Source organism: Verrucosispora sp. WMMC514 (genome assembly GCF_027497295.1).
Lineage (GTDB): Bacteria > Actinomycetota > Actinomycetes > Mycobacteriales > Micromonosporaceae > Micromonospora > Micromonospora palythoicola.
The window spans coordinates 2,403,907-2,429,259 of sequence record NZ_CP114906.1 but is presented as its reverse complement, the minus strand read 5'-3'; the positions used below and the strand labels follow the sequence as shown (position 1 = coordinate 2,429,259).

The 25,353-nt window shown below is 67.7% G+C and carries 19 protein-coding genes, 2 pseudogenes and 1 other annotated feature; of the genes and pseudogenes, 16 read left to right on the top strand and 5 right to left on the bottom strand.

The features are described 5' to 3' along the window. Window positions 1-169: 169 nt before the first annotated feature. The 11 genes and pseudogenes from O7597_RS31750 to O7597_RS10795 form a co-directional block, all read left to right on the top strand. Window positions 170-286, top strand: a pseudogene (locus O7597_RS31750) (integrase); the annotation flags it as partial. Between the two features lie 438 nt (window positions 287-724). Beyond that, entirely contained in the window at window positions 725-1,048 is a 324-nt protein-coding gene (locus O7597_RS10840; protein ID WP_281582656.1) for a hypothetical protein, read from the top strand. Continuing rightward, complete coding sequence (locus O7597_RS10835) at window positions 1,045-3,255, top strand: tetratricopeptide repeat protein (protein ID WP_281582655.1); 2,211 nt, start codon at window positions 1,045-1,047, stop codon at window positions 3,253-3,255. Before O7597_RS10840 ends, O7597_RS10835 begins: the two co-directional genes overlap by 4 nt. Before the next feature lie 346 nt (window positions 3,256-3,601). Further along, window positions 3,602-5,479: an Hsp70 family protein gene (locus O7597_RS10830; protein WP_281582654.1), complete on the top strand. Its 1,878-nt coding sequence runs from the start codon at window positions 3,602-3,604 to the stop codon at window positions 5,477-5,479. A gap of 25 nt (window positions 5,480-5,504) precedes the next feature. Next, window positions 5,505-7,469 (top strand): hypothetical protein, encoded by a 1,965-nt coding sequence (locus O7597_RS10825; protein WP_281582653.1) that lies wholly within the window; start codon window positions 5,505-5,507, stop codon window positions 7,467-7,469. Between the two features lie 278 nt (window positions 7,470-7,747). Next, entirely contained in the window at window positions 7,748-8,227 is a 480-nt protein-coding gene (locus O7597_RS10820) for a barstar family protein (protein ID WP_281582652.1), read from the top strand. Window positions 8,228-8,376: 149 nt separating this feature from the next. Beyond that, on the top strand, window positions 8,377-8,973 hold the full coding sequence (locus tag O7597_RS10815) for an SMI1/KNR4 family protein (protein WP_281582651.1): 597 nt from the start codon (window positions 8,377-8,379) through the stop codon (window positions 8,971-8,973). 286 nt (window positions 8,974-9,259) lie between these two features. Beyond that, a pseudogene (locus tag O7597_RS10810) lies at window positions 9,260-9,805 on the top strand (hypothetical protein); the annotation flags it as partial. Between the two features lie 67 nt (window positions 9,806-9,872). Next, entirely contained in the window at window positions 9,873-10,184 is a 312-nt protein-coding gene (locus tag O7597_RS10805; RefSeq protein ID WP_269742286.1) for a transposase, read from the top strand. Then, window positions 10,139-10,252, top strand: a sequence feature (AL1L pseudoknot). Its footprint overlaps the gene before it by 46 nt. Beyond that, window positions 10,181-11,107, top strand: coding sequence for an IS3 family transposase (locus tag O7597_RS10800; protein ID WP_281580763.1), 927 nt, complete (start codon window positions 10,181-10,183; stop codon window positions 11,105-11,107). It overlaps the preceding feature by 72 nt. The genes O7597_RS10805 and O7597_RS10800 overlap by 4 nt, the downstream gene beginning before the upstream one ends. Window positions 11,108-11,149: 42 nt before the next feature. Further along, complete coding sequence (locus tag O7597_RS10795; protein ID WP_281582649.1) at window positions 11,150-11,641, top strand: hypothetical protein; 492 nt, start codon at window positions 11,150-11,152, stop codon at window positions 11,639-11,641. A gap of 142 nt (window positions 11,642-11,783) precedes the next feature. On the opposite strand, the gene O7597_RS10790 is transcribed toward O7597_RS10795, so the two are convergent. Together O7597_RS10790 and O7597_RS10785 are read right to left on the bottom strand one after the other, a co-directional pair. Further along, on the bottom strand, window positions 11,784-12,269 hold the full coding sequence (locus O7597_RS10790) for a hypothetical protein (protein WP_281582648.1): 486 nt from the start codon (window positions 12,267-12,269) through the stop codon (window positions 11,784-11,786). Between the two features lie 93 nt (window positions 12,270-12,362). Next, a complete protein-coding gene (locus O7597_RS10785) occupies window positions 12,363-13,277 on the bottom strand; it encodes a tyrosine-type recombinase/integrase (RefSeq protein WP_281582647.1) in 915 nt (304 codons plus the stop codon). Between the two features lie 313 nt (window positions 13,278-13,590). On the opposite strand from O7597_RS10785, the gene O7597_RS10780 reads away from it, so the two are divergent. The 3 genes from O7597_RS10780 to O7597_RS10770 all read left to right on the top strand — a co-directional run bounded on the left by O7597_RS10780 (window position 13,591) and on the right by O7597_RS10770 (window position 17,485). After that, window positions 13,591-14,808: a hypothetical protein gene (locus O7597_RS10780; RefSeq protein WP_281582646.1), complete on the top strand. Its 1,218-nt coding sequence runs from the start codon at window positions 13,591-13,593 to the stop codon at window positions 14,806-14,808. 208 nt (window positions 14,809-15,016) lie between these two features. Next, window positions 15,017-16,264, top strand: coding sequence for an ATP-binding protein (locus tag O7597_RS10775; protein ID WP_281582645.1), 1,248 nt, complete (start codon window positions 15,017-15,019; stop codon window positions 16,262-16,264). 246 nt (window positions 16,265-16,510) lie between these two features. Then, window positions 16,511-17,485, top strand: coding sequence for a DUF4238 domain-containing protein (locus O7597_RS10770; protein ID WP_281582644.1), 975 nt, complete (start codon window positions 16,511-16,513; stop codon window positions 17,483-17,485). A 97-nt stretch (window positions 17,486-17,582) separates the two neighbouring features. On the opposite strand, the gene O7597_RS10765 is transcribed toward O7597_RS10770, so the two are convergent. The 3 genes from O7597_RS10765 to O7597_RS10755 all read right to left on the bottom strand — a co-directional run bounded on the left by O7597_RS10765 (window position 17,583) and on the right by O7597_RS10755 (window position 20,381). Beyond that, window positions 17,583-18,857 carry an IS701 family transposase gene (locus O7597_RS10765; RefSeq protein WP_281583232.1) on the bottom strand — a complete coding sequence of 425 codons (1,275 nt, stop codon included), beginning with the start codon at window positions 18,855-18,857 and terminating at the stop codon, window positions 17,583-17,585. Window positions 18,858-19,200: 343 nt separating this feature from the next. Continuing rightward, a complete protein-coding gene (locus O7597_RS10760) occupies window positions 19,201-19,863 on the bottom strand; it encodes a hypothetical protein (RefSeq protein WP_281582643.1) in 663 nt (220 codons plus the stop codon). Then, the gene (locus O7597_RS10755) at window positions 19,863-20,381 is read right to left on the bottom strand and encodes a RusA family crossover junction endodeoxyribonuclease (RefSeq protein ID WP_281582642.1); all 519 of its coding nucleotides are present in this window, start codon (window positions 20,379-20,381) and stop codon (window positions 19,863-19,865) included. The genes O7597_RS10760 and O7597_RS10755 overlap by 1 nt, the downstream gene beginning before the upstream one ends. A gap of 392 nt (window positions 20,382-20,773) precedes the next feature. Here O7597_RS10755 and O7597_RS10750 point away from each other — a divergent pair, with 392 nt between their 5' ends. Further along, complete coding sequence (locus O7597_RS10750; protein ID WP_281582641.1) at window positions 20,774-23,803, top strand: BTAD domain-containing putative transcriptional regulator; 3,030 nt, start codon at window positions 20,774-20,776, stop codon at window positions 23,801-23,803. Further along, window positions 23,800-25,203, top strand: coding sequence for a hypothetical protein (locus O7597_RS10745; RefSeq protein WP_281582640.1), 1,404 nt, complete (start codon window positions 23,800-23,802; stop codon window positions 25,201-25,203). Before O7597_RS10750 ends, O7597_RS10745 begins: the two co-directional genes overlap by 4 nt. The last annotated feature ends 150 nt before the right edge of the window (window positions 25,204-25,353 follow it).

Below are 25,353 nucleotides of genomic sequence, written 5' to 3'. Positions count from 1 at the left end.
ATCGGCCGTTCGGGGCCGCGCTCATCGCATCACCACTCAACGCCTGCCCGCCGGTGTCGAACACCCTCGACACGAATTCTCGACACCGGACAGTGCCCGATGACGGCGTAGTGACGATGCAGAGACAGGTAGGGTTGAGTGCCACTCGTGCATCGGTTCAACCTGCTGCCAGTACCTGCGCTGGCGCAACGCCAACGCCCGCCACCCTGACGTCCTCGCCGCGTAGCGCCACGAACGCGCCTGCAGTGAGCGACAACGACGCTGGGCCAGCCGCGATCGCGCAGCCTGCCCGATTACCTCAACGCCTTTTGCAACGGCACAAGCGACGGTGCCTGCGCGACGTGGCCCAGGCGGATTCACCCATACACCGTCCTTGAACCGGTCGATTGCGTCGGCAACGAAGCCGTGCTTGCGTTAAATCGCCTGTGCACGAGGGCTCGGATCGGCGACCCACAGCGCCGTCGACTCCGCTGGGTCGATGACAGCCTCCAACCTGGCATGCCCAGCGCCCGTGTCGTGCTCGGGCTGCATACACAGCGGGCGGAGCCCAAGGTGCTCGCGGGTTCGCGAGAGGGAGGCCCTGCCATCACTTTGGGTGGGATCTCTTCATAGAATAGTGACAATCTTCGTAGTTTGATCTTATGGCGAGGGGTGGGTGGGTGCTGTGCCCCGTTGTAGTCGACGGTGGGTATGGACTGGACGTGCCCTGTTTAGCGGGATCGCAGTGGTGCTCGTGGCCCATTTCGCCATCGTCGGGCTCGACGAGGCGGACAAGTTGGCCAGCAGCATCGGCGCAGTCGTGGCATTGGTCGCCTTGGGAGCTCCGTACCTTCTGCCCCCACCTTCACCGCAAGAGGCGTTGATGCCTGCTGCCGACCTCGTCGAAGGCTCCGGAAAGGCCACTGCCACCGGCGGCGGCCAGGCCAACACCGGATTGCGTACGTCGGCGGCGAGCCGTACGGCGCAGGTCATCCGTTCGGGGGATGCGACAGCCGATGGCCCTACGTCAGTGGCCAACACCGGCATCCAGCGCGGGATCCGGCCGTGACTACCAGCGAGGGACCGACCCACCCGCCGCCGGGTGCGACCATCACCGCATCCGGTGATGCCTCCGCAGCAAACGGTGGTATCGCCAACACCGGCATCATGGGCGATCTCACGATCAACCATCATCCCGTTGCCATCCAGCAGCCGGTGTCGGCAGTCCAAGTGGGACAGCCCCCTGCCCTAGCATCGGCGTTCCAGCCACGGCAGGATCTCAAGGACAAAGTCCTCGCTGCCCGTCGGCGCGGCGATGACGTAGTGCTGGCCCAGCCTGATGACGTATCCGCCAACGCCGGGCTAGGCACCCGGCTCCTAGCGGGCGGCGGGGGCGTCGGGAAGTCCCAACTAGCCGCGTGGTTCGCCCACGACGCTGCCGAACACGGTACCGACCTGGTGATGTGGGTGCGGGCCAGCAGCCCCGATCAGGTCATCAACACCTACGCGCGCGCCGCGGCACGGGTCGATGCGCCCGGTGCCGACGGCACCGATCCGATCGCCGACGCCAAAGCGCTGTTGGAGTTGCTGCACACCACCGACCGCACCTGGCTGATCGTCCTCGACGACGTCACCGACCCCGCACACCTGAGTGGGTGGTGGCCGCCGCATCGGCCCACCGGATGGACCCTGGCCACCACCCGGCTGCAAGACGCCACGCTCGCCAGCTCCGGCCGGCAGAAAATTGACGTGGACGTGTACACGCCGAGTGAGTCGGTGGCATACCTGACCGACCGGTTCACCGACGCCAACCAGCCCTATCTGCTCGATGCGAGCGCCCCCGAGCTGGCCGCGGCGCTGGGGCACCTGCCCTTGGCGCTGTCTCACGCCGCCGCCTACATGATCAACCAGGAAGAAGGGTGCGCGGTTTACCTAGACCGCTACACCAATCGCAGGGAGCGGCTAGTGGAACTCATGCCCGCCGACGCCGATCCTGACGCCTACGGCCGACCTGTGGCCGTCACTCTTCTCCTCAACCTCGAGGCCGCCGACACCACCACCCCCGAAGGGCTGGCCCGTCCCGCCCTCGCGATAGCCGCCCTTCTCGATCCCACCGGTCATCCCGACTCGCTCTGGGCCACCACCGCTTTCATCGACTACCTGTCAGACAGCCGAGCCCACGCCACCGATCAGCCCGTCACCGCCGATCAGGCATGGAAGACGTTACGGCTGCTGCATCGCTACGGCCTGCTCACCCACACACCCATTGACGGCAACCGCGCCGTACGCATCCACGCCCTGACCGCCCGCGCCACCCGCGAGACCACCGAGACCAGTCAAGGACTCGCTCACTCCGCAGCCAACGCCCTACTGCAACTATGGCCGTCGAACGACAACACCCACCCCGAGCTGGCCGCAGCACTGCGTACCAACACCACCACACTGGCAAGCCTCGCCACGGACCTACTCTGGCAGCCCAGCGGGCATCCGTTGCTGTACCGAGCCGGCACCAGCTACTTCGACGCCGGCCTGCCCGGTATTGCCGTCACCTACTGGAACCACACGACTGAACAGGCCGGTCGGCTGCTCGGCGACGAGCACCTCCATACGATTACCGCACGCGCCAATCTTGCCGCCTCTTACTGGCAGGCAGGACGCACTACCGAGGCCATCGGTCTCGAGGAGAAGGTGCTCGCTGACCGGAAGCGGCTGCTCGGCGACGAGCACCTCCATACGATTACCGCACGCGCCAATCTTGCCGCCTCTTACTGGCAGGCAGGACGCACTACCGAGGCCATCGGTCTCGAGGAGAAGGTGCTCGCTGACCGGAAGCGGCTGCTCGGCGACGAGCACCTCCATACGATTACCGCACGCGCCAATCTTGCCGCCTCTTACTGGCAGGCAGGACGCACTACCGAGGCCATCACCCACGAGAAGCAGGTGCTCGCCGACCGGAAGCGGCTACTCGGCGACGAGCACCCGGACACCCTCACCGCACGCGCCAATCTCGCTGCCTCCTACCTGCAGGCAAGACGCACCACCGAGGCCATCATCATTGAGGAGAAAGTACTCGCAGACGCTGTACGGGTTCTCGGAAACGAGCACCTCCACACGATCACCGCACGCGCCAACCTTGCCGTCTCCTACCGACAGGCAGGACGTACCACCGAGGCCATCATCCTCCTCGAGAAGGCCCTCGCCGACCGGGAACGACTGCTTGGCAATGATCATCCTTTAACGGCAGCGACGGATGCGGCTCTGCAAGAGTGGGTCTAACGCGTCACAGCCGCCAATCCTGGCACCCCCTCTGCCGCGCATCTTCGGCCAGTCGATGAGTACTCAGGTCAGCCGTCTACAGCCACGGCCTGGCCTTACGCCAACACCAGGTCGTTGAGCCGTCGCACCGACCGGTCGATCTGCTTAGCCCGGATCACGCCAATATTGAAGAGACGTGCTCGGCCAAGCGTCGCCAGTATTCGACAACCGTGTTCGGCGCCGCGCGGAGGTCTCTCCTGGCGGGATTCATCGCCGTCGCCAGGACGGGACGGTCACCCCTTCCCGTTCGCTGCTCGCTGTAGTTGAGGCGTGACGTGAATGTGATCCTCATGTTTGACTGTCGGGTATGCGAGCGGGGCAGGCGCGGCTGGCGATCGATTGTGGAAGCGCCACGACGACCGCGGTCCTGGCATGGCCGGACGGGTCCTGGTCACCGCTGCTGTTCGACGGCGAGCCAGGGCTGCCCAGCGCGGTGCTGGTGGCTGGTGATGGGTCGGTGGTGACGGGGCAGCGGGCGTGGCAGGCGGCCCCCACCGATCCGCAGCGGTTCATACCCCGGCCCCGGGGCCCCGCCGACGAGCAGGTGAGCGTGGCCGACGTGCAGGTCGCACCCGCGTACCTGGTGGCGGCAACCCTTCGGCGAGTCATGGATGAGGCCCGCGCGGTGGCCAGCGGGCCGGTGGAGGATGTGCGGCTGGTGGTGCCGGCGGGGTGGGGGCCGCGCCGGCGGACGTGGCTGCGGCAGGCCGCCCACCGCGCCGGCCTTGCGCAGCCACGCCTGGTGGAGGCACCGGTGGCGGTGGCCTCGGACGCCCTCGCCTCGGGTGTGCAGCTGCCGGTGGGGTCGGTGGTCGTGGTGTGTGACCTGGGCGCCGGTGTCGAGGTGAGTGTGCTGCGGCGCGGTCCGGCCGGGTTCGAGGTCCTGTCGACCCTCGCCGACCCCGACGCCGGTGGTGACGCCATCGACGCCGCGTTGACCGCCACCCTGCTCCCCGACAGCAAGGTGCCAGTGGGGGATGGGTGGGCGCTGACGGCGAGCCTGCGCACAGCGAAACACGCCCTGGCAGGGCATGCGGCGGTGGCCGTGCCGGTGCCCTCACGGCCGGCGGTGGTACTCAACCACACGGCGGTAGAGCAGGCCGCCCGCCCGGCCCTGGTACGGGCGGCGGGCGTGGTGCGCGACGCGGTCGACGCCGCCGAAGTCGACCCCGCCACGATCGCCGCTCTGTGGTGCGTCGGAGGCACGGCGCAGATGCCGCTGGTCGCCGACGTCCTGGCCGCGGAGACCGGGTTGCGACCGCTGCTGGTGCCGGATCCGGTGGTGGCGGCGGCCCGCGGCGCGGCCGACGCCGGCGGCCTCACTACGGAGCAGGCGACGTCGGTGGGGGAGCCGGTGCCGTCGGTGTGGCGGGCGGTGGCGATCGGGGTGCCGGGGTTCGCGTCGCTGGCGTTGGTGTCACACGCGCTGTTCACGCCGACGTGGCATGGCGGGCTCATGCGGGAGTGGGCGTTCATGAACTGGGGTGAGGTGGCGATGGCGTCGGTGTTCGCCGTGATCGCCTGCCTGGCCGCCGGCACCGTGCTGGGTTCCACGTTGGCCGCCCGCACCGACAGCGGGGTGCCGTTGTCGGCGGGGGCGCAGGTCGCCACCGGCATCCTCACCTCCGCCTGGCTCGGTGTCGCCGTGGTGGGCATGTATGCGGTGGTGGGTTCCCAGTACATCGGCACCGAGTTGGGGGCGTTCCTGCGCTGGACGCTGGTGCCGGTGGTGCCGATGCTGGTGGTCGCGATGGTGCTGGCGCTGATCGCGTTCCGCCAGTGGCGCACCCCAAAGGGCGGCTGGTCGGACTTCCTCGCCTTCCCGGTGACCTCGGTGGTGACCGCGGCGGTGGGGATGATGCTGGTGCAGTGGTCGCTGCCCGCGACCTACGCGCCCGGCATGGAGGTGTGGCTCGGCGTCGGGCAACGGGTGGGTGGGGTGCTGATCGGGGTCGGGGTGATCACCGCGTTGGTGTCCGGGTGGTGGTTGCGGCTGGTGATGGGTGTCCCGTTCGCGATCCTCACCGCCACCCTGGTCGGCCGGTACAACACCGGCACCGTCGCCGGTCTCTACATCGTCGCCGCCACCGTGTGGTGGCTCGGTCGCCTGTGGACCCGCATCCTCTACACCGCCCCCACCCACCCCCGCCGCAGCCTGCCTCTACCCGGCCCACCACACCCGTGACGCGCACGCCGGGAGGGGGTGGGTGATGCGGTGGCCGCAACGGGCCGCGGCAATGCTGCTGACCACCGTCCTGCTGGCCGGCCCGCCGATCCTGCTGGTACGGCTGGTGGGCTGGCCGACGACCGACACACCACGCGTGGCGCTGTGGCAGTGGGTCCGCGACCCACTGACCGAACAGAACCTGACCCTGATGCTGGTGGTCGCGGCCTGGGCGCTGTGGGCCTTCATCGCCTACCTCGTCACCGCCACCACCGCCACTCGGCTGTGGGCCGGCGTGCGATGGCTGCGCCACCTACCGCTGCCCACCCCCTGGCAGGCCACCGCCACCGGCATCGCCGGCGCCGCCGCCCTCACCATCACCACCCCCACCGCCCTGAGCACCGTGGACGAGCATGCGGGTACGACGGTCGGCACCCTCGATACCCACCCCTCCGACGGCGCTGAGCAACCAAATGCCGCCGACGGTGTCAGTGTTCCCGGCGGCTGGCTGCCCTCGCAGGTCGCCGAGCAGGTCGGTGCCGCAGCGAGCCTGATGTGGCTGCGACGCCGCCGCGCCTACCGCCCTGCTCACCCCGGCCAGACCGGCCCTGTCGCCGATGAGCTGGCACCGCTACCGGCCACCGTGACCGAGGTCCAAGCCGCGATCGCCACCCACGACAAGCCCGCCCTGACCGGGGCCGCAGCGGGCGGGATCCTGCCGGAAGGGTTTCCGCCCGCGGGAGCGAGCATCCTTGGCCCGGGTGCCGCAGCCGCCGCTCGCGGCCTGCTGGTGACCGCCCTCCTTGCCCGCCTACGGGACCACACCGCACCGGAGGTGGTGGTCACCCGCGACGCGGTGGCCGCCTTACTCGGTCCGGCGGCCCCGCGACTACGTCCCGGTCCAGGGCTGCGGATCGCCGACGACGCCGACCACGCCGCAACACTCCTGTCGGCAGCAACCGCGCCCATCCCAGCGGGCGGGGGCGGGCGGCCGCGGTCGGTGCTGATGCTCGCCGCCCCACCCAGCGGCCGCCTCGCGGACATCCTTACCGCCGGCCCTGTGACCGCGGTCGTCGTCGCGTCCTGGCCGCACGCACCGGTCTGGCACGTCGACACTGACGGCCACACCACCACTGATGCCGGCGACGGCCAGGTGGTCGGGCCGCGGATGTGCGTGCTGGATCCGCTCGCCACCACCGACCTGCTCACCGTTACCGGACACGCCCACCCCGCACACCACACCACCCCGACGCAGCCACGAATACCGCGCCAGACCGGCCCGCAACCCGCCCCCGTGGACCCAGGGCCGCGACTACAGGTCCGGGTGCTCGGCGAACCGGACCTGCTCCTCGACGGCGCACCCCTGCCCGTGCGGCGCAGCGCAGCCCTGCACGCCGTCGTCTATCTGGCCGTGCACGCCGGCGGGGTCGACAGCCAGCAGTTGGCCGAAGCGTTGTGGCCGGGACTGCCCGCGCACCGACTCACCGCACGCCTCTACACCACCCTCAGCGACCTACGTACCCTGCTGCGCACGACCACCGGACACACGATCATCGACCGCACCGGCGACCGCTACCGCCTCAACCCGGACCAAGTCGACGTGGACCTGTGGCACCTGCGTCGCGCGGTCACGCACGCCGCGTCCACCCTCACCGATCACGGCGCCGCCTGGCAGGCGGTCGTGAACGCCTACACCGGCGACCTCGCCACCGGACACGCCTGGCCGTGGCTGGACCCGCACCGCGAGGCCGCCCGCCGCCACGTCCTCGACGCCTACGCGGCCCTGGCCGCCAGCGAACCCGACCCGAGACGGGCACTGGCCTGGCTCCAGGGCGGGATCCGCGTCGACCCGTACAACGCCACCCTGCACCAACGTGCCATCGCCGTCCTCACCGCCCTGGGCGAGCACACGGCGGTCGCCGAACTGTCCGACCGGTACACCCGGCGTCTTGCCACGGCAGGCCTCGACAGCGCCCTGAACGCCGCCACCGTGCCCGGCCCTACCACCTGAAACTCTCATTTGTCGGTGTACAGGACCGGGTTTACAGGCAGGTACGTCCCGAAGTACAAAGATCCGCATCTATGAAGAGCCGACGACGCTTTGTCGAGCAAACCCCGTGCCACAACGACGGACCCATTCCCCGACTACACCCCGTCGCTGCCGGGGGTAGTCGCGCTCCGGGTGGTTCACCTGTCCGTTTGCGCTGCTCTTCCGGGAGACTCAAGTGCCGACCGACCGTGTGCATCAGGCCGTGATAGCTGGGGAGGATGTCGATCAAGGTGGACAGGATGGCCGATGAAGCGTGGTGCGGCTTGAGCGATCCGCTCGTGGTCTGCTCGCGTGGCTCCGTGGTGGAGCTGGCGGCGGTGCTACCCGCGTCCGGCAGATTCGTGGTCGCCCGCCTTGACGGCACGAGGATGGCAGATTCGGACCACGTCTTCTACGCGTTCTCGAACGCGTTGCTCTTCCCCAGCTACTTCGGCTGGAACTGGAACGCACTGTCCGACTGCCTCCGAGATCTGCACTGGCTGCCGGCGGACGGCTACCTGGTGATCGTCGACAACGCACCCCAGCTGTTGCCGGACAGCGCCCAGGACCGGCACACGCTCCTCCGTATCCTCGCCCGGGCAGCCCGCCACTGGGCCAGCCCGCTCGGCCGACCGCAGGGGCAGGTCACCCCGTTCAAGGTCCTACTGTTGTGCGACCGCGACGAAGAGGCAGTGCACCTACGGCACGACATCACACAGGCACTCCACAACGGGCACTGACGTCCAACCGCACACGAGGGTTGCCGTCCACTGCTCGCGCGGGATCAGGATGCTGATCGTGCGAGGGATCCGTCTCGACGTGCGCGGCGGCCGGATGTGCTGGCCAAACATGACGCGTGGCGGGCCGTGTGACCTCCACGAGCGGTCCGATGACTCGGGTCGAGTACGGTGTCGGATCGACTGTAGGGAGCGTCATGTTCCAGGGGCCTGTTCAGCGGATCTTTCCGGATCTTGACCCGGGCAGATTCTGGGACGACAACGAGTATGCGCGGGCCGCCTACGTCGATGTGCCTCCGTCGCCGACGTTGATCGATTCGGTCGAGGCGGAACTGGGCTACCGGCTGCCGGCGTCGTACGTGACGTTGATGCGGTCGCAAAACGGCGGGATACCGCACCACAGGTGCTGTCCGGCGCCGAGCCGGACCACGTGGGCCGACACTCACGTCGCGGTGGAGGGCATCATGGGTATCGGACGGGAGAAGCGCTACTCACTGGCAGGCGAGGCCGGCAGCCGGTTCTGGATCGAGGAATGGGGCTACCCGGCGATCGGCGTGTACGTCGCTACCTGCCCATCCGCCGGGCACGACATGATCGCCCTCGACTACCGGGACAGCGGGCCCGACGGCGAGCCGCGAGTAATCCACGTAGACCAGGAGTGGGACTACCAGATCACAGTGCTGGCACCGAACTTCGTGTCCTTCGTGCAGGCCCTGCGCCCCGAGAGCGAGTTCGACGAAGAGGCTTGAAGCTTTCCGCCCGACGCACACCGAGACTGCCCGGTTACACGACGGGAACTACTACCACTCAGCGGCGCGACTGGCGCCAGGTTGGTACGAGCGTGATGACGCCGGTGTAGCGCCATCGGCGGTGCCAGGTGAGGATGCTCCACCGGAATTCGTTGTCAGGCCCTGCTGGGGGCGCAGCCTGCCGACACAGGAATGTCGCGGGAGGTCCGCGCAACACGGGGCCGCAGCGCGGCGGCCGGGCTGGGCCGATGATCTAGATTGGCGTCAGTCGACACGCGGGGGATACATGACGGTCTTCGGCTGCGAAAGCTGCGACGCCACTCTGACGGTTCCGCTGTCGAGGGTGGCGCTGCCCGTCCACGCGGACCAGAAGTACGGGAACGGGCCGGGGTCGCTTGCGCCGGCACTGGAGCCCGGCACGTTCGCGGTGAATCCGCTCCCCTCTGGCTCGCCGTGGCGCCGGTGGGCCGAACTCGAAGCCAGTGAGGCCGAGGCGCTCGGCTGGTACGCGCCCAGGTTCAGCATCTCCGCCGGGCCGGTCGACCGAGTGTTGCTCACCCCGGGAGACGTCCGCGACGCCGTCATCGACCCGGCACGGGTCGGCGACTCCGCGTGCTGTGGCCTCGACGGCGACGAGCCCAACATGGTCTGCGTCACCTGCGGCACCCCGGTGGCCACCCGGATCGACGACTGTGGTCTGCGGCAGGCGATCTGGCTGGACCCGCTGACCACCCGCGTAATCGAGGACGGTCCCGGCCCGCACCCGGTACTCGACTGGGCGGACCTGATCGACCAGCGGCCCGGTATCCCGCCGTCCGAACCGGCCGGCGGCTGAGGTTCCCCCGATAGCTCGGAGACTTTCGATCATGGTCTGATAGGCCCTGACCAGGAGGTTTTCTGTGCCCGCCCCTCGTAAGTACCCGGACGAGTTGCGCCAGCGTGCGGTGCGGCTCTACCGGGAGTCCGACCCCAAACCGGTGATCAAGCGCTTGGCCGAGCAACTCGGTGTGCATCCCGAGGCGCTGCGTAACTGGATCCGCCAGGACCAGGCTGATCACGGTGAGCGCTTCGACCAGCCCACCACCGCCGAGGCCGAGGAACTGCGCCGGCTCCGCAAGGAGGTCGCTGAGCTGCGCCGAGCCAATGAGATCCTCAAGGCCGCGTCCGCTTTTTTCGCATCGGAACTCGACCCGACCCGGCGACGGTCATGACGCTCGTGAGCGAGCTGCGCGACCGCTTCGGGGTCGAGCCCGTCCTCCGGGTCCTGAACATCGCCCCGTCGACCTACTACGGGTGGCTGGCCCGCGAGGCCACTCCCGGCCCGCGGGAGGTCGAAGACCGCGGGCTGCTGTCGGAGATCGTCGACATCCACGACCGGTCCGGGCAGACGTATGGCAGCCCGCGCGTGCATGCCACCCTCGCCCGCCGGGGCATCCGCGTGGGCCGCAAGCGCATCGAGCGGCTGATGCGTGAACACGACCGGCAAGGAGCCTTCCTGCGTAAGGGCTGGCGGGGCGGGTCCACGAAGCAGAACCCGAAGGCCGATCCGGCACCGGACCTGGTCAACCGGAACTTCACCACCGACGCCCCGAACCGGCTGTGGGTGGCCGACGCGACCCGAATCACCTGCGGTGATGGTGTGCTCTGGCTGGCCGCGGTCCGCGACGCGTTCTCCAACCGGATCGTGGGCTGGAAAACCTCCGACCGGTGCAACACCGACCTCGTCCTCGGCGCCCTCGAGTACGGGATCTGGTCACGCGACGTGCGTGACGGTCAGTTGATCCATCACAGCGACCGCGGATCGACCTACACCGCGATCAAATTCTCCGAACGCCTGGCAGACAACGGGATCCTGCCCTCGATGGGCTCCGTCGGGGACTCCTACGACAACGCCCTGATGGAAAACTTCTTCAGCACCCTGAAAATCGAACTGGTCTACCGCACCTCGTGGCGTACCCGAGACGAAGCGGAGAACGCGATCTTCGCCTACATCGACGGGTGGTACAACCGCGAACGCATCCAGAAGGACCTCGGCTGGCTGTCACCCGACGAGTACGAAGCCGCCTGGTACACAAAGAACATCGATACACCGAACCCCGTGAACACCACCCACGAACAGGCTCTAGCCTGCTAAAACGCCCTCCGCGTTATCGGGGGAACCTCAGGCTGGCACCCGATGTGGGCGGCCGCCGCCGCCTCAGCGCTGGCACACCTGCTGGCTGCCTCGGGCGGCGACCCGATCCTGATCCCGGAACACCAGGTTGCCGAGGTATTCCGGCCCACTCTCGGCCGTCTCGTCGGCACGGTTCCGGAGCGCACCCTCGTCCTGGCCGGGCCCGGCCTTCCGGAGGCCGACGGCGACTTCGCCCTTATCCCGGAACATCCGCAGACCGGTGAACCCTGGCCGGTGGCCCCGTCGCTGAAACCGGTCCCGCTGGCCTGGGACGTCTGGCGGCACCTCGCGTTCCATCAAACCTCGAAGCCGGTCGGGCGGTCGGTCCCGGTCCCGCCGGAGACCCTGCCGGCACTGCTTCCGGGCCACCGCTTCGAGCCCGACGGCCAGATCTTCCTCAGCGTTCTGGCCCGACTGTCCGAGGTCAGGCAGCCACAGTTGCGTGCCATCTATGAACGAGGCCGTCCCTACAACTACACGTTCTACGTCTTCTGACCGCCTGGCTCGCCGTGATAGCGCCCTTCGTCCGGCGGGTTCACTCTCATCGGCTACTTTCGAGCGCAGAGCCCACCGCACGCCCGTCACAGGCTGTGACGCCCGGTCGGCGGCAAATCCGTATACCTGCGAGGTGCGATGCTCAAGACGGACGGCGGTGGATTGCCATGTGTGGGTGACTCAATGCTGGGCCGCCTGGAGCATCAGGCAGCGCGAACCAGCGGTCTTCAACCACCTTGCGTAGGTAGCCCTCTCGAACAAGTTGGGTGCAAGCCACGACGATGTCCTCATTGCTGTAGCCGTCGTCGGCGGCTTCGTCGAGGAACCAGCGAATTCGCCAGGCATCGAATGCTTCAACCTCGCGCCCGAGCAGCGGATCGGTGACCAGATCGACGTCGACCTCCCGGCCGGTGGAACTGATCATCCGGCACCCGGCGCCGTGGACGTTGTACTCGATGCCGCTACGGGTGAGGCCCTCCCGGGGCAACTCCCGGCGCGACCGGACCGCTGCCAGAAGATCCGCGATGTCTGCGACGGGGGATAAGTCCGCGAGCAGCCGACCACGTATCTCTTGCAGGGCAGCGGCGAAGCGCCGCACAGCGTCAACCGACGAAGCATCCGGGGCCATACGCCCCAGTATGAGTGTCCTGCCCACAGGTGTGATCACTGTCGCGGCAGGGTCAACGGACATCCGCTCATCGGCAGAGCCGTGAGCGGCTGGTCATGTTCCGGAGGCCATGTAGGCGGCCAGGATGTAGTTGGGGTGTCGGTCGAGGTTCTTGCGGGCTCGGTCGTAGCGCATGGTGGTTCTCGGGTCGGCGTGGCGGGCGGCGATCTGTACGTCGCGGAGGCTGACGCCGGCGTCGAGCATGGTCGTGACGAAGGTGTGGCGCAGCATGTGGGGGTGCATTCTCGGCATCCGGATGCCCGCGGTGTGGGCGAGGTGCTTGAGTCGCCGGGTGGCGGCGTGTCGGTCCATCCGCCGAGCGTGGGTGTTGCGCAGGATCGGCCCGGCCTGACGTTCGTCGACGGCCCGGTCGATGGCTCGGGCCACTGCTGGTGGTAGTGGGACGAGGACGACCTTGCCGCCCTTGCCGCGTACGCGTAGTACCCGGTGGCCGTGTTCCTCACCGAGGTCGGTGATGTTCGATCCGGAGGCTTCGAAGATCCGCAGCCCGAGTAGGCCCAGGAGGGCGACCAGGGCGAAGTCGTTCGGGTTCGAGGACTTGCGGGCGGTGGTGATCAGCGCTTCGAACTGCAGGTGTCCCAGTCCGAGGGTCGGTGACTCGGCCGGCACGGTCGGCCGGCGGACGTAGTCGGCGGGCGAGTGTTCCAGGATGGCGTCGATGACGCAGACCCGGTAGAAGCCGACCACGACCAATAGCCGGCGGGAGACGGTCGAGGGCTGGTACCGGCGGACGTCTTGCAGCCAGCGCACGTACCGCTCGATGTCGACCCGCGCCGCAGCGAGCGGGTCCAGGTCTTGGTTGGTGCACCACCGGAGGAAGACACGCAGGTCGGACTCGGTGTGGACACGGGTCTGACCACGGTAGCGGCCCAGGAAGGCCGACACTGCGGCGTGTACGACGAGTTGAGCGGTCGGTACGACACTGGCGGAGACAGGGGAGGTAGCCATATATCACCGTGCGTCACCACCGGCGATGAACACCAGTCCACCCGGAGCGGCAGATCCGGATGCCAGGTAGTGCGCTTCAGCCGGAAGGCTCCTTCCCGAACTTCGCTGTAGATACACCGCTGCGATACAGGTTGCCCTGCGTGCCCATCGTCGATCTGCTACGAGCCGTACTGACCGCACCGGGCCTGACCGGGCACCGTGGATCGGGGCATCCCGCTGGAACTCAAGCGTCTAAGCCACCGCGGAGAAACTACGAGGCGGATGTCGGTAGTCGGGTTCAGACTTGTGTTGCGTTCTGCAGGGAGGTGTGGTCGTGACCGCCGAGTTGAGGGCTCCGATGACCGAGGAGCTCGTGTGGGCGAATGTCATGCGCCCGCGAATTCCGCTCGTGTACTTGGACTTGAACACGATCATCTACATCGCCCGGGCGCTGGGCGGTGACACGAAGGTCCCGGAGAGTTACGTTGACCTCTACAAGGCGGCTCTGCGAGCGAAGCTTGAGCAGCGGGCCATGTTCCCGCTTAGTGGAGAGCACCTGTGGGAGATCTCGAAGATCACCAACCCGAAGCAGCGCGGCGACCTCGCGGACATCCTCGAGACTTTGTCTGACTACAACTACCTGTTGGGTCGCACGGTCATCGCGGAGCTCGAGTTCGAGGCAGGCATGGCGCAGATCATGGGTGAAGATATCTCGGCAAAAAGCGTGCTGCTCGTCCGGCCGACGTTTGGCCAAGCGTTCGGGTGGGTCGGCGGGATGAAGATCCGCAATGGCGCCGGAGGCGACGGCTCCGAAGCCGTTCGTGCAGAGATGAGCGACGCCGACTTCGACAAGCTGATGGCGAGGATGAACTACGAGATGGAGCGCCGAATGCTGCGGGGCCCATCTGATGAGGACCTCGAGGTCCTCCGAGCCGATCCGAACTTCCAGCCTGAGGTGGCGCTCGAAGGTCAGAAGCAACGGGTTGAATGGGAGCTCGACACCGAACGCGTGCTCAACGAGCACCCGAAGTGGCGCCGTGGCCGGCTGCGGGATCTCATCGGCGCGCGCGAGATCGTGCACGAGTGGATGGACATTTACACCCGGATGCGGATCGATCGTAGGAAGGGGGGAATGCCTGATTTCGAACCAGCGGATGATGAGTTGAGGTCGTTCATGGGCTCGATGCCCCACACCCAGGTAGCGATCAGCGTGAAGACGAGGTACCACAAGAATCCACTGCACAAGTGGACGGTGAACGACATCGTCGACATCGACGCAATCTCAGTCGCTTACGCATACTGCGAGGCGGTGTTCCCTGACAAGGCTGTACGGGCGGCGCTGCAAAGTTCGAAGGAGCTGCGGACGATCGGGACCTTCGTGCCTCGGCGTCCCGAGGAGCTCACCGACTGGCTGGACAGCCTGCCGACGGTAGTTGCGCCCCACCTGTTGGTGCCCCATCCGATCCCGCGGCCGGCTCGCGCCGATACTGCCCGACGCCCTTCCCACCTGCTGTCCCAGCCGAACGCGGCAAGGGATGGGCGCGCGGGGTAATGCCGCTACCAGCGAGCGACCCGACAGTAGGTACGGCCGGGTGATGCGCACCCTTACGGACGCCGTCCCGATGGCAGCCTGGGTGGATAACTGAGCGGCGGGGCATGCCAGGCCCGGCGTACGCTCGTGGCCATTGCCGAACAGGTGTAACAGCGTGGCGGACGACGCCCGCGTTAGGACGACGGCGACGCGGAGGGTGGTGCCGGCCATGGAGAACGGCATGACGCCGGTTGACGAGTTGACCGGCATGATCGAGCAAAGCAACGACGTTGACGTCCGACTGGCCCTATACGGCGAGAAGGATGCCTGGAGGATCGGCTACGGCGAGGTACTCATCGACGCCGACAGCCCTCTCCGCGAGCGTAACTGGACATACGGCGAGGACGCTTTCGTTGAGCGCCGCCTGCCCGGGCCCTTGGCCGCCGACCTGGTGCGGGGCATGTCGCAGCAAGTCGCCGAACTAACGGTGTCTGCCCCGGCCGTACAAGACAGCGGCAGCTTCCAGCGGATCGCCAGTCAGGTGCGCTACAACAACGCGGTGTTGCCGTGGCCACGCACCGAATGGCAGCTCAGCCCGACGACGCAGGTCCCGACGCGGCCGCGGAAGGTGCTGGTCGGCGACGGGCCGAGCTTCCTCAACACCGAAGCGGCATTCAACGCCTTCTTCTACAAGACCACCGTCGAGAACGGTCCCCGGCCCACGCACATGCTGTGGCGCATCGTCCGAGCTGACCGCCGCGGCTGGCTCGACCGTCTCACCATCGCCCCCGACGCGCTGACCGTGCACGTGAAGGGAACCGAGCTCGCCGGAGCACAAGTGGAGCTGGCCACCCCGGAGAACCGGCAGATCCGCCCGGTCGGCACGACCGGGCGCCTCCGGTTCCGGCTGCCGCGAGGCCTCGCGCCTGCCACCATAGTGATGTTGCGCTCCGACGACGACTGGCTGGACTTCCGCTACTTCCCCGCGCCTGGGCCCGGCGGCGACACCGACAGTTCGGTCATCTGGGACCTGCCCGGCGCTGACGCGAGCGTGCTGATCGCCGGCGGCGAATCGCAGTACGTCGAGTTCAAGGAGCAGCTACCCGTCAGCGAGCACAGGAGAAAAATGCTCAAAACGGTGGCCGCGTTCGCCTCCGGCGAGGGCGGAACCGTGCTGATCGGGGTGACCGACGACAGCCAAATCGTCGGCGTTGACGCGACGAAGCTGGACGAGCTCATGCTCGCGCTGCACAACATGATCCGCAGCAACATCGATCCGGACCCAGAGGCGACCGTGCGCCCGGTGTCGGTGGACGGCAAAACGGTGCTGCTGGTCGAGGTCCCCGTCGGGACCGGCTGGCATGCATACAACCGGGAGAAGCCCGAGTTCTATCTGCGCCGGGGCGCCAACACCGTCCCGGCGCGGCTGATGGAGATCACCAGCCGCTTCGTGCAGCGACAGACCCTGCAGTGGTAGCAACGCCTGGGCGAGGTAAGGACAACGCCCAAATCAGCGCCGACAGCGGAAAGAACTGGGGCAGACCCGTGTCGGCGGTGTCGAGCCGGACGTGGAAACGCGATCGACGACCAAGAGAGCCGCACGCGACTCGCGGCAGGTGAGTGCTGCGAGCGACGGATAGATGATCGCGGACGACGCACCTCGGGAACTTCGCGGAGAGCGGTTTGGTGTCCGGTAGCGTGGTCTGCCGGTATTGGAGGGGGCATGGGGCAGGCACGACGACATCACCAGGTTCCGCAGTTCTACCTCCGAGGCTTTGCGGATGCGGCTGAGCGCGTAAAGGTCGTCCGGTTCGGTGCGACGCCTCGCACGTTTGTGGCCGGGATCAAGAACGTCGCGGTGGAGGCGGACTTCTATAAGGTCGACTGGCTCGACGCTGACCGCGAAGGTCTCGCTGAGCAGCTGATTGGGCAGGTGGAGTACGCGGCGGCGGAGCCGCTTCGGCTGCTCGCAGGGCACGGTGAGTTGTCGGCCGAACAGCGATATGCGGTGGCGTCGTGGGTGGTGCTGCAGTACTTGCGCGGGCGTGGCAAGCGGGCGGACTCGGTAGGGCTGCAGAAGGTGATGCTGCGCGCGGACCTGGCGCTTGGCGGTAAGCAGCGCATGGCGTCGCAGCTCGGCCTCGATGACCCTGCTGCAGTCGACGCCCTGTGGGAACGGGTGGTGGTCCGGGGCGAGCTGTCGGACCCGCCGACGGCGCGGCGCAATCATCTGCGGACGATGTTCCAGACCGTGTCGAAGGTGGCGGCGGAGTACGCCCAGGCGCAGTGGCAGGTGGTGACGTTCCAGCGGCGGCGGCTTTTTACGTCCGATCAGCCTGTGTGTCTGTGGCGCCGGTCGGACGACGACCCGGGCATTGGTCTGCTCACTGCGGATATGGTGTCGATTGCGCTGGACCGGAGAACTGGTCTGGTGATCTTCCCGAGGATTTTGTCCGGTACGACGGGTGTCTCGGCGCCGACGACGCAGTACTACCGGTCATTCGCGATCAACACCTGGATGTCGGCCGAGGAGTTAGTGATCCTGCACCCGGACGACGAGTTGCCTGACTGGCTGCCTGCACACCGCCCTGCACGCCTGGGCACGCTGGAACTGCCAGACGTCGCGCAGTTCATCGAGATGGGAGAAGCGGTGCGGGCGCACCATGACCGCCAGCGGGCGGTCGACCCGGCGTCGTGACCAGCGGAGAGGCGAGGGCTGCGTACGACGAGGCAACGCAGCTACAGGCGATCGGCGCGACAGGGCCCAGAGCTAGTACGGCAGCCGCCGTTCGGGATCATGGCTGGAGTTCGAGGTTGAGGCGTCGGGTGTAGTGGGCTTGGCGGGCTCGGGCTTGATGGCGGCGGCGCCAGTCTGACCAGCGCAGACGGTGGGCGAGGTCGCGGATCGGGCGGAGTACGAGGGTGTTGATCAGCCGGCGGGTCTCGTTGACGGTCAGCTTGATCAGACCGGTGTCGGTGGAATCATCGTCGGCTTCGGCGGCGCAGATCGCCAAGACGGCGAGGGCGGCCAGGGCGAGGGTGGTGAAGCGGTGCCAGGAGTCCCAGCGGCGGACTTGGTGTTGGTCGAGGCCGACCTGGCCCTTGGCGGCTTGGAAGCTTTCCTCGACCGTCCAGCGGATGCCGGCGACCCTCACGAGCTGGGCGAGGGTGGCCGGTCTGGGTGTCCAGCAGCGGTAGAAGGCCAGTTCACCGGTGGTGGTGTTGCGGCGGATCAGGAGGCTGTGGTGGCCGCCGTCGTCGGGGTCGGCATCGGTGCACACGTCATCCAGCCAGGCCCAGTCGTAGAAGCGTGGGCCCTTGGATCCGGCGCCTGCGCTGCGGCGCTGCCACGCCGAGGCGGGCAGGTCGGCGGCGACCCGGTCAGCCCGCAGGCGGGTCTTGCCGCCGTCGAGGGGGACGAGGTGGCTGCGGGACACGGCCAGGACATAGCCCAGGCCGTGTTCGCGCAGGTGAGCGCGGAAGGCGCTGCTGTTGCCGTAGGCCTCGTCCGCAGCCGCCCACCCGGCCGGGACGCCGGCGTCGAGGGCAGCGGTGATCATGTCGGCGGCCAGCTCGGACTTCGTGGCGAAGACGACCTCGTCGGGAACTCCGGCGGCCTGGCATCTGTCCCGGTCATCGGTCCACGACACCGGCAGGTAGACCCGGCGGTCGATCAGTGTGTGCCCATGCCGGCTGGCGTAGCCACAGAACACCCCTACCTGCGCGTTCTCGATCCGGCCGGCGGTGCCGGTGTACTGGCGTTGCACCCCAACCGTATGCGTGCCCTTCTTCAGATCCCCGGTCTCGTCAACGACCAGCACCGCGTCCGAGTCACCGAACCGGGCCACGACCACGTCACGCAGATCGTCGCGGACGGCGTCGGCATCCCACACCGCCCGATACAACAACCTCTGCATCGCATCCGGCCGCGCATGCCCGGCCTGCTCCGCCAACTGCCAGCACGTCTTGACCTCGATATCCGCCAGCAGCCCGGTCACGAACGCCGCCGCAGCCCGCCGCGGCTCGACCCGCCCGAACCGACCCGCGAACGCATCACACACCCCGGCCAGAACCCGCCGCCACCGGGCAGGGTTTACGCTGTGGCACGCGGCCACCGCCAGATCTGAAGTTATGTCCACAGCAGACAGACGATCACGCGGTGGCCGCACCTCGTCTACCCGGCCCCACCAGCGACATCTCAAACGGCGGCTGCCGTACTAGAACAGCTAACTTGCTCTTAGATTTCATGGCCTACCGCGGGCCGCCTCGAAGGATGAGAATCGGGGGCCGATTTTCTTCACAGCCCGTCCTGCCGCAGTCGAGCGGGTGACGCTACGACAGGTGCGCTCGGCGGATCGGGCGGGTTAACTGCCGCCGGGACCCGGCGCAGCTGGGCAGAGCGAAGCAAAACCATCAGCCCGTGCCTTCTTCTGCGGGAAGTAAGCACCGCAACTCTCTAATGAGCCCGATGAGTTCGATGACGTCATTCTTCGTGGCGCGAGTGTCACGCACACCGTGAGCAAGCCTATTTCTCATATCCTGGTGCGCTCGAATCTGATTAAGCTGTTCCTGGCTTAACACTCCTTCCTCTGTCAACGCTGCACCGAGGCTCGCCGCCAAAGGGCGGTAATCGATGTCGCTGCGAGAAGCGAGCATTGCCACGCAGGACTCAAGTGCCGCAAATCCTGCTAAGAACATACCGCCAAGCAAGGCGTCATTGTTTGGATACTCCGCAACCAATGCCAGGAAAGTCTCGATTTCATCCACGCGACGCTCAATCTCCGGCAGCGGAAGAAGCTCGGGAGATGGCTCAGGGAGGATGATGAGCTCGAAACTCCATCCAGGAATCTTCTTAATGGCGTTGCGCAGCAGGCGAAGCTTTTCCACCTTTCGTTCGTCTTGCAGGCTGTGCCGCCCAACAGCGATCTCATAAACAACGCCAGTTCGGCCGTCGGTCACGACCGCATCCAAGCGCAACGAGCCAAGAGGGGCTGGCAGCATGTCTGCGCTAGGCTCGAAGTGAAAGTCAAACCCTTCGGGAATCTTCCCAATCCTTTTTCGAATTTCTTCTCTCATCAAAGGCCGACCCACAGGATGTTCCTCTCCTCGACCGGAAAACCGATTCTAATAAGAACGAATGGCTGTTGCCAAGCCAAAGCATCGACCAGAGCTTCCGAGGGATTGATAAAGCGAAGGTTCGGATCCAGGGGGCGCCGGGAGCCCGAAACGTCCTGCACCAACTGGTCATCGACAATAATGCCGGGCAAAAGACCATCCACGATTGGCTTAAGGCAATTGTCAACGTCAAGCCTCTCGCCGGGCCTGTTATCCCAGCGGTCCACATCGTAGAAGTAGGTCACTCCGACCGCCACGGGGCAATCTAGCGGGAATTGATCGCCCACGAGATTGGCCGAGCGCTCCCGTACGGCCTTAGTCCACTTCGCCTTGCGCGATGGCTTTCTTGTCTGCGCCGAGACGGGAACTCCCTCAACAGCGAAATCCCACACTTTGCAACCTACTGTGAGCTGGGCGGCTAGCTGTGGCAGCTTACAGTGCAGGAGCCGCCGCGGGTAGCAACGCAGCGAGATGGCCACGCACTATCATCGGCAGATCCGCATGCCAAGAGGACGGGCGATTCAGCAACATCCCGTAACGCAACGTTACCGACTTGGACCGTCGCCAGAGTGGGCAGCGACTCGCCGGGCGCAAATCGACCTTGGCGTCGGGGTTGCACTTGCAGCCGTATCTAACCTCTGGAGTCGGATCTGTACACCGACACCATTCTCTGCGTCGTCGAGCCCGATACGCCTGCCGGCTGATCGGTGCTGCGTCCTGCTGTGTAGCTGCCTGACCTGGGGTTGTGAGGTCGTGTTAGGTGCTGTGAGGTGCTGTAAGCCGCCGATGCGGCATCGGCGACCCTGCCTGCTCCTACGGTCGGTGAGACCACACCAGCCGATTGGCATGGATCTGGGGACGGAGGCAGGGCATGGCGAAACCACCGGTCTCGGCCGCCACCGTGGTCGCGGTCGTCCTCGCGGCAGCACCACTCGTCCTGGCCTACCGGGCAGGCTGGTTGCGCCCGACCACACCGTCACCGGAGCAGATGAGGGCATGGCTGCAGCAGCCGCTCACTACCGGCTTCCTCACCACGCTGCTGCAGACCTGCGCGTGGCTGCTGTGGACTTTGCTCGCCACCAGCGTTGCCCACGGCTTGGACCGGCAGCTGCGGGCACGTATGCGGTGGCGGCTCGCGCTGCGCCTACCCGGGCCGTTGCAGGGTCTCGCGGCGGCGGTGCTGGGCGCCACCGCCGTGACCTCGTCCGCCCTACCCGCCGCCGCGCACACCGGCTCCACGGCCGACGCGTTCCCCGCGCTACCTCACGGCGACGACACAGCCCGGCCGGTGCTTGGCCCGCACCAACCGTCCAGCACTATCGAGATGGGCCGAGCCGCCGCCCCCAGCGTGCTCGATGCGGCAGTACACGACTCTGCGGATCAACGTCTTCGGGCTGGCACTGACACCGGGCGGCCGGAGCAGGGACACCGGCCGGCGGCACACACCACCAGCGTCTCGTCCGAACAGCCCGCTACCTGCCGGGTGGAACGTGGCGACACGTTGTCGGACATCGCCGCACAGTGGCTTGGTGATCCTGACCGGTGGCCCGAGATCTTCGCCCTCAACCGGGGCACTCATTTCCCCGACGTCGGCGGCACGCTCACAAACCCGGACCTGATCTACCCCGGCTGGCTGCTGACGCTGCCCGACGACGCCACCCCACCGGCCAGCACACCATCCCCCACCCCACCGCCCGCCGACCCCAGTCCGGCAGAGCCCGAACGACCTGCCCCCGCCCAGCCGCTGCCAACGGCGACCCCGTTCGAGACCCCGACGGCCGAACCGGCTCCACCCGGGCAGCAGGACGATGACGACGGCGTGGTGGAACCTTCCGCACCGGCCACCGAACCCGCCGCACCGACGGAACCCTCACCGATCCCCACAACCCCGACGACCAGCCCCGACAGCGGCGACGAACAGCAGCGTCCTCACCCTCAGGCGGAACCGCCGGGTGTTCTACTCGGCACGGGGAGCTGGCTTGACCTCGGGCTCGTCACGGCGATCCTCGCGGCCGTCGTCTTCGTCTGGGCACAGCGCCGTCGCCGCTACACCCCCCAACCCCCCACGCCGCAGCTGCGCATCAACGACCCGAGCCTCGCCCCGATGCCGAAACTGGTCGCCCGGATCCGCCGCAGCCTGCGCCCGCCAGCGTCCGACACCCCACACGAACTCGTCGCCGACCAGGACGTGAGCGCCGACGACGAAGCCGATAGCGTGCCGACAGGCGTGGCACGACCACTTACGCCGGCGCTCGACGGTCCGATGATCGAGGTGTGGCCACCCGCCGGGCTTGGACTGACCGGTCCTGGCGCCCACGCCGCAGCCCGCGGTTTCCTGGTATCGGCCCTCGCCGCAGGCGGGATGAACGACGCCCGCGGGCGCGGCGGCCAGGTCGTCATCCCCTCCAGCACCCTCACCGCCCTGTGGGGCACCACCGAGGCCGTCGTCCTGCCGGACACGCCGCGGCTGACCGTCACCGACGGGCTCACCGACGCTCTGACGCTGCTAGAAGAGCAGACCCTGCACCGCACCCGGTTGTGCTTCGACGCCGAAGTCGATACCACCGCCAGCCTCCACGAGCTGAACCCGCAGGCCGGACCTTTGGCACCGATGGTGCTCATCGCCGATGCCACCGCCGCGTATGAGCGGGCCCGTATCGCCGCGCTGCTCACCCAGGGACAGCGGCTCGACATCCACGGCGTCCTGCTCGGCGCCTGGCCCGACGGCGACACCGTCGTCGTCGCCCGCGACGGATCCGCCAGCCCCGCCGACGGCACCGCCCACCGACACAGCCACCACCCCTCCGACATCGGACGCCTCACCGTCATCGACCCGACCGAAGCCACCGACCTGCTGAGGGTCCTCGCCGAATCCCACACCGGCCACACCCCGCCACCAGCGGACGACGCACACCCAACCGTCGACATCCCACCCGGCCCGGCAGTCACCGACAACCGCGACAGCACACCCCACCACGCGGGCGACCTGCAGCCCGGGCCCGGCGAACCGCATCCGCAACCCGCTCCCACCGCAGACGAACCAGCCACACCACAAGAGGCGACCCAACCACCAATCCCTCAAGACCAGCCTGAAGCCGACGATGCCGATGCCGCTCAAGACGACGCAGCGGCCACCGGTCGAGTCCGGGTCCAGGTCCTCGGCGACGCCCGCATCGTCGACATGGCCACCACACTGCCGCTGCGCGGCAAAGCCCGCGAACTGCTCACCTACCTGGCCGCCCGCCACGGTGTGGCAAGCCAGGAAACCATCCTGGAAGACCTGCTACCCGACGCCGCGACCAGCAAAGCACCACACCGGCTGCACACCTACGTCTACAACCTGCGCCGCGTCCTCGCCAGCACCGGCGGCCCCGCCACCTACCTGACCCACCCCGGCCGCCGCTACATCCTGCACCGCGACACCCTCGACGTGGACCTGTGGCGCATGAGCGACGCCCTCGACGAGGCCAACCGCGCCACCACCCCCACCGCCCGCATCGCCGCCCTCCGCCGCGCCGTCACCACCTACCAAGGCCCACTCGCCAACGGCAAAGACTACGAATGGATCGAACCGTACCGAGAAGCCGTGCAACGCCAAGCCGTCGACGCCGCCCTCGCCCTGGCCGACGCCCTCCACGACCAACCCGGCGAAGCGCTCGCCGTGCTCACCACCGCCATCGGCCACCACCCGCACACCGAAGCCCTGTACCAGGCGGCCATGCGCGCCCACGCGGCACTCGGCAACCCCACCGCCATCCGCGACCTGCACCGCCAACTCGCCCGCGCCCTCAACGACATCGACACCACGGTCAGCGACGACACCACCGCCATCGCCCGAACCCTGCTCAACCAGCCGCAGCGCAGCCAACCCGCCAACGGCGATGACAAGGGCCCCTCATGACCGCCACACCCGCGGTCACGGGCCGCACCAACGGCACCACCTGGCATCCCGCTGCCTCGCCCAGCCATCTCCCCGCCGAACACAGCCCGATCCGAGCCGGTCAGCCCGTCGGCGAGCATACCGACACGCAGCTGAACCGGGCCGTCCACCGCGCCGCGCAGATGCGCACGCTCTTCTACGTCGTCGTGCTCCTCGTGGCACTCGCCGGACAGGTCACCGCCGCGACACAGAAACTCGACATCCACCCCCTCATCGCGATCCCCGCCGTCGGCGCCCTGGAACTCGGCGGCATCGTCGTGATGACCAACGCCGACGTACGCCGCCGCCTCGGCGAACGAGCGATCGCCTCCCGCATCCTGTCGGCCGCCATCGCCGCCGGCGCCGTCGCCTTCAACTGGCTGGCCCACGACAACCACCTCCTCGGCGGCTTCTTCGCCGGCATGTCCGCCCTGGGCTACCTCGTCTGGCTGATGCACGTCGAGAACGGACGACGCGACCGCCTCCGCGCCACCGGCGCGCTACCCGCCACCGCCCCGGCCTACGAACTCCTCGGCCACTGGCTACACCACCCCCTCATCACCCACCGGGCCCGCACCATGGCCAAGGCAGACCCCCGGCTCGGCCTCTACGGATCCCTCGATGCGGCACGGAACGCAGTGCGCTGCGAACGGCGACAGACCGCGATCGCAAGAGTTCTCCACCGCAAGATCAGGTCCGCGGTCGATCCGGCCACGGCCGCGATCGCCGTCCACGTCTACAACCTCGACGAGATCGCCGCCCGCCTGGCCGACACCGCCGACTACGACGGCCTCACCACCCTCATCGCCGCCGACTTCACCCCAGCCCGCATCGCCGCCGGAGCCGAACGACGCAAGCAGGAACGCCTCGACCAGAAGCGCCTACAGCCCAAGGACACCAATTCCGGCCGGCAGCCGATTCCGCCCAGCGACGAGCCGCCAGGGATTCAATATGTTGAGCCGACGTCGCGCGCGGCGGCCGAGGCATCCGTCGCCGAGCCCAGAGGCCAGCACACCAACAGCTACCCCGCCGACCTCGATCGCCCCGCCGAGCTGGCAGACGCGCACGCTCCAGAAAACCCAGACCTAGAGCAAGCGCAGCAGTCCCACCTGGGTCTGGATGGCTTGGCCTCCACCGACCACAGCCCGCCAACCGCCCGAGGAAGCAGCACCGATGGAGCCGGCAAGACGTCGGGACCGGGCATTCACGAAAAGTCGTCACAGTCACCTGGCGCGACAGCCGCCGCCGTGGCCTACTGGCTCGGCCTCGATCCGCAAATGGCGTACGACGAAATCGCACGCCGGATCGGTCGGACGGAGCGAACCGTACGTCGCAACCTACCCCCCGGCTTCCGTCGATCACGCGCGTCCCGTCGACAGTAGCTATCTAGCGCGGGAAGTTTCGTTCGGAGGGTGGTCCGGAGTCGGCGAAGGAACCTCACCTAGCTGAGGGCCCGAAGGACGATTTGTGGCAGTGTCTTGTCCCGCCGTCGCCTGCCCCCGGCGACGCAGCCAGTTCAGCAGTCACCGTCA

Excerpts from the sequence above, each read along its gene's own strand:
- O7597_RS10775 (WP_281582645.1), top strand. The coding sequence starts at position 15,017 with ATGGAGAACGGCATGACGCCGGTTGACGAGTTGACCGGCATGATCGAG.
- O7597_RS10830 (WP_281582654.1), top strand. The coding sequence starts at position 3,602 with ATGCGAGCGGGGCAGGCGCGGCTGGCGATCGATTGTGGAAGCGCCACG.
- O7597_RS10750 (WP_281582641.1), top strand. The coding sequence starts at position 20,774 with ATGGCGAAACCACCGGTCTCGGCCGCCACCGTGGTCGCGGTCGTCCTC.
- O7597_RS10795 (WP_281582649.1), top strand. The coding sequence starts at position 11,150 with ATGTGGGCGGCCGCCGCCGCCTCAGCGCTGGCACACCTGCTGGCTGCC.
- O7597_RS10800 (WP_281580763.1), top strand. The coding sequence starts at position 10,181 with ATGACGCTCGTGAGCGAGCTGCGCGACCGCTTCGGGGTCGAGCCCGTC.
- O7597_RS10790 (WP_281582648.1), bottom strand. The coding sequence starts at position 12,269 with ATGGCCCCGGATGCTTCGTCGGTTGACGCTGTGCGGCGCTTCGCCGCT.
- O7597_RS10770 (WP_281582644.1), top strand. The coding sequence starts at position 16,511 with ATGGGGCAGGCACGACGACATCACCAGGTTCCGCAGTTCTACCTCCGA.
- O7597_RS10760 (WP_281582643.1), bottom strand. The coding sequence starts at position 19,863 with ATGAGAGAAGAAATTCGAAAAAGGATTGGGAAGATTCCCGAAGGGTTT.
- O7597_RS10820 (WP_281582652.1), top strand. The coding sequence starts at position 7,748 with ATGGCCGATGAAGCGTGGTGCGGCTTGAGCGATCCGCTCGTGGTCTGC.
- O7597_RS10785 (WP_281582647.1), bottom strand. The coding sequence starts at position 13,277 with ATGGCTACCTCCCCTGTCTCCGCCAGTGTCGTACCGACCGCTCAACTC.
- O7597_RS10745 (WP_281582640.1), top strand. The coding sequence starts at position 23,800 with ATGACCGCCACACCCGCGGTCACGGGCCGCACCAACGGCACCACCTGG.
- O7597_RS10815 (WP_281582651.1), top strand. The coding sequence starts at position 8,377 with ATGACTCGGGTCGAGTACGGTGTCGGATCGACTGTAGGGAGCGTCATG.
- O7597_RS10825 (WP_281582653.1), top strand. The coding sequence starts at position 5,505 with ATGCGGTGGCCGCAACGGGCCGCGGCAATGCTGCTGACCACCGTCCTG.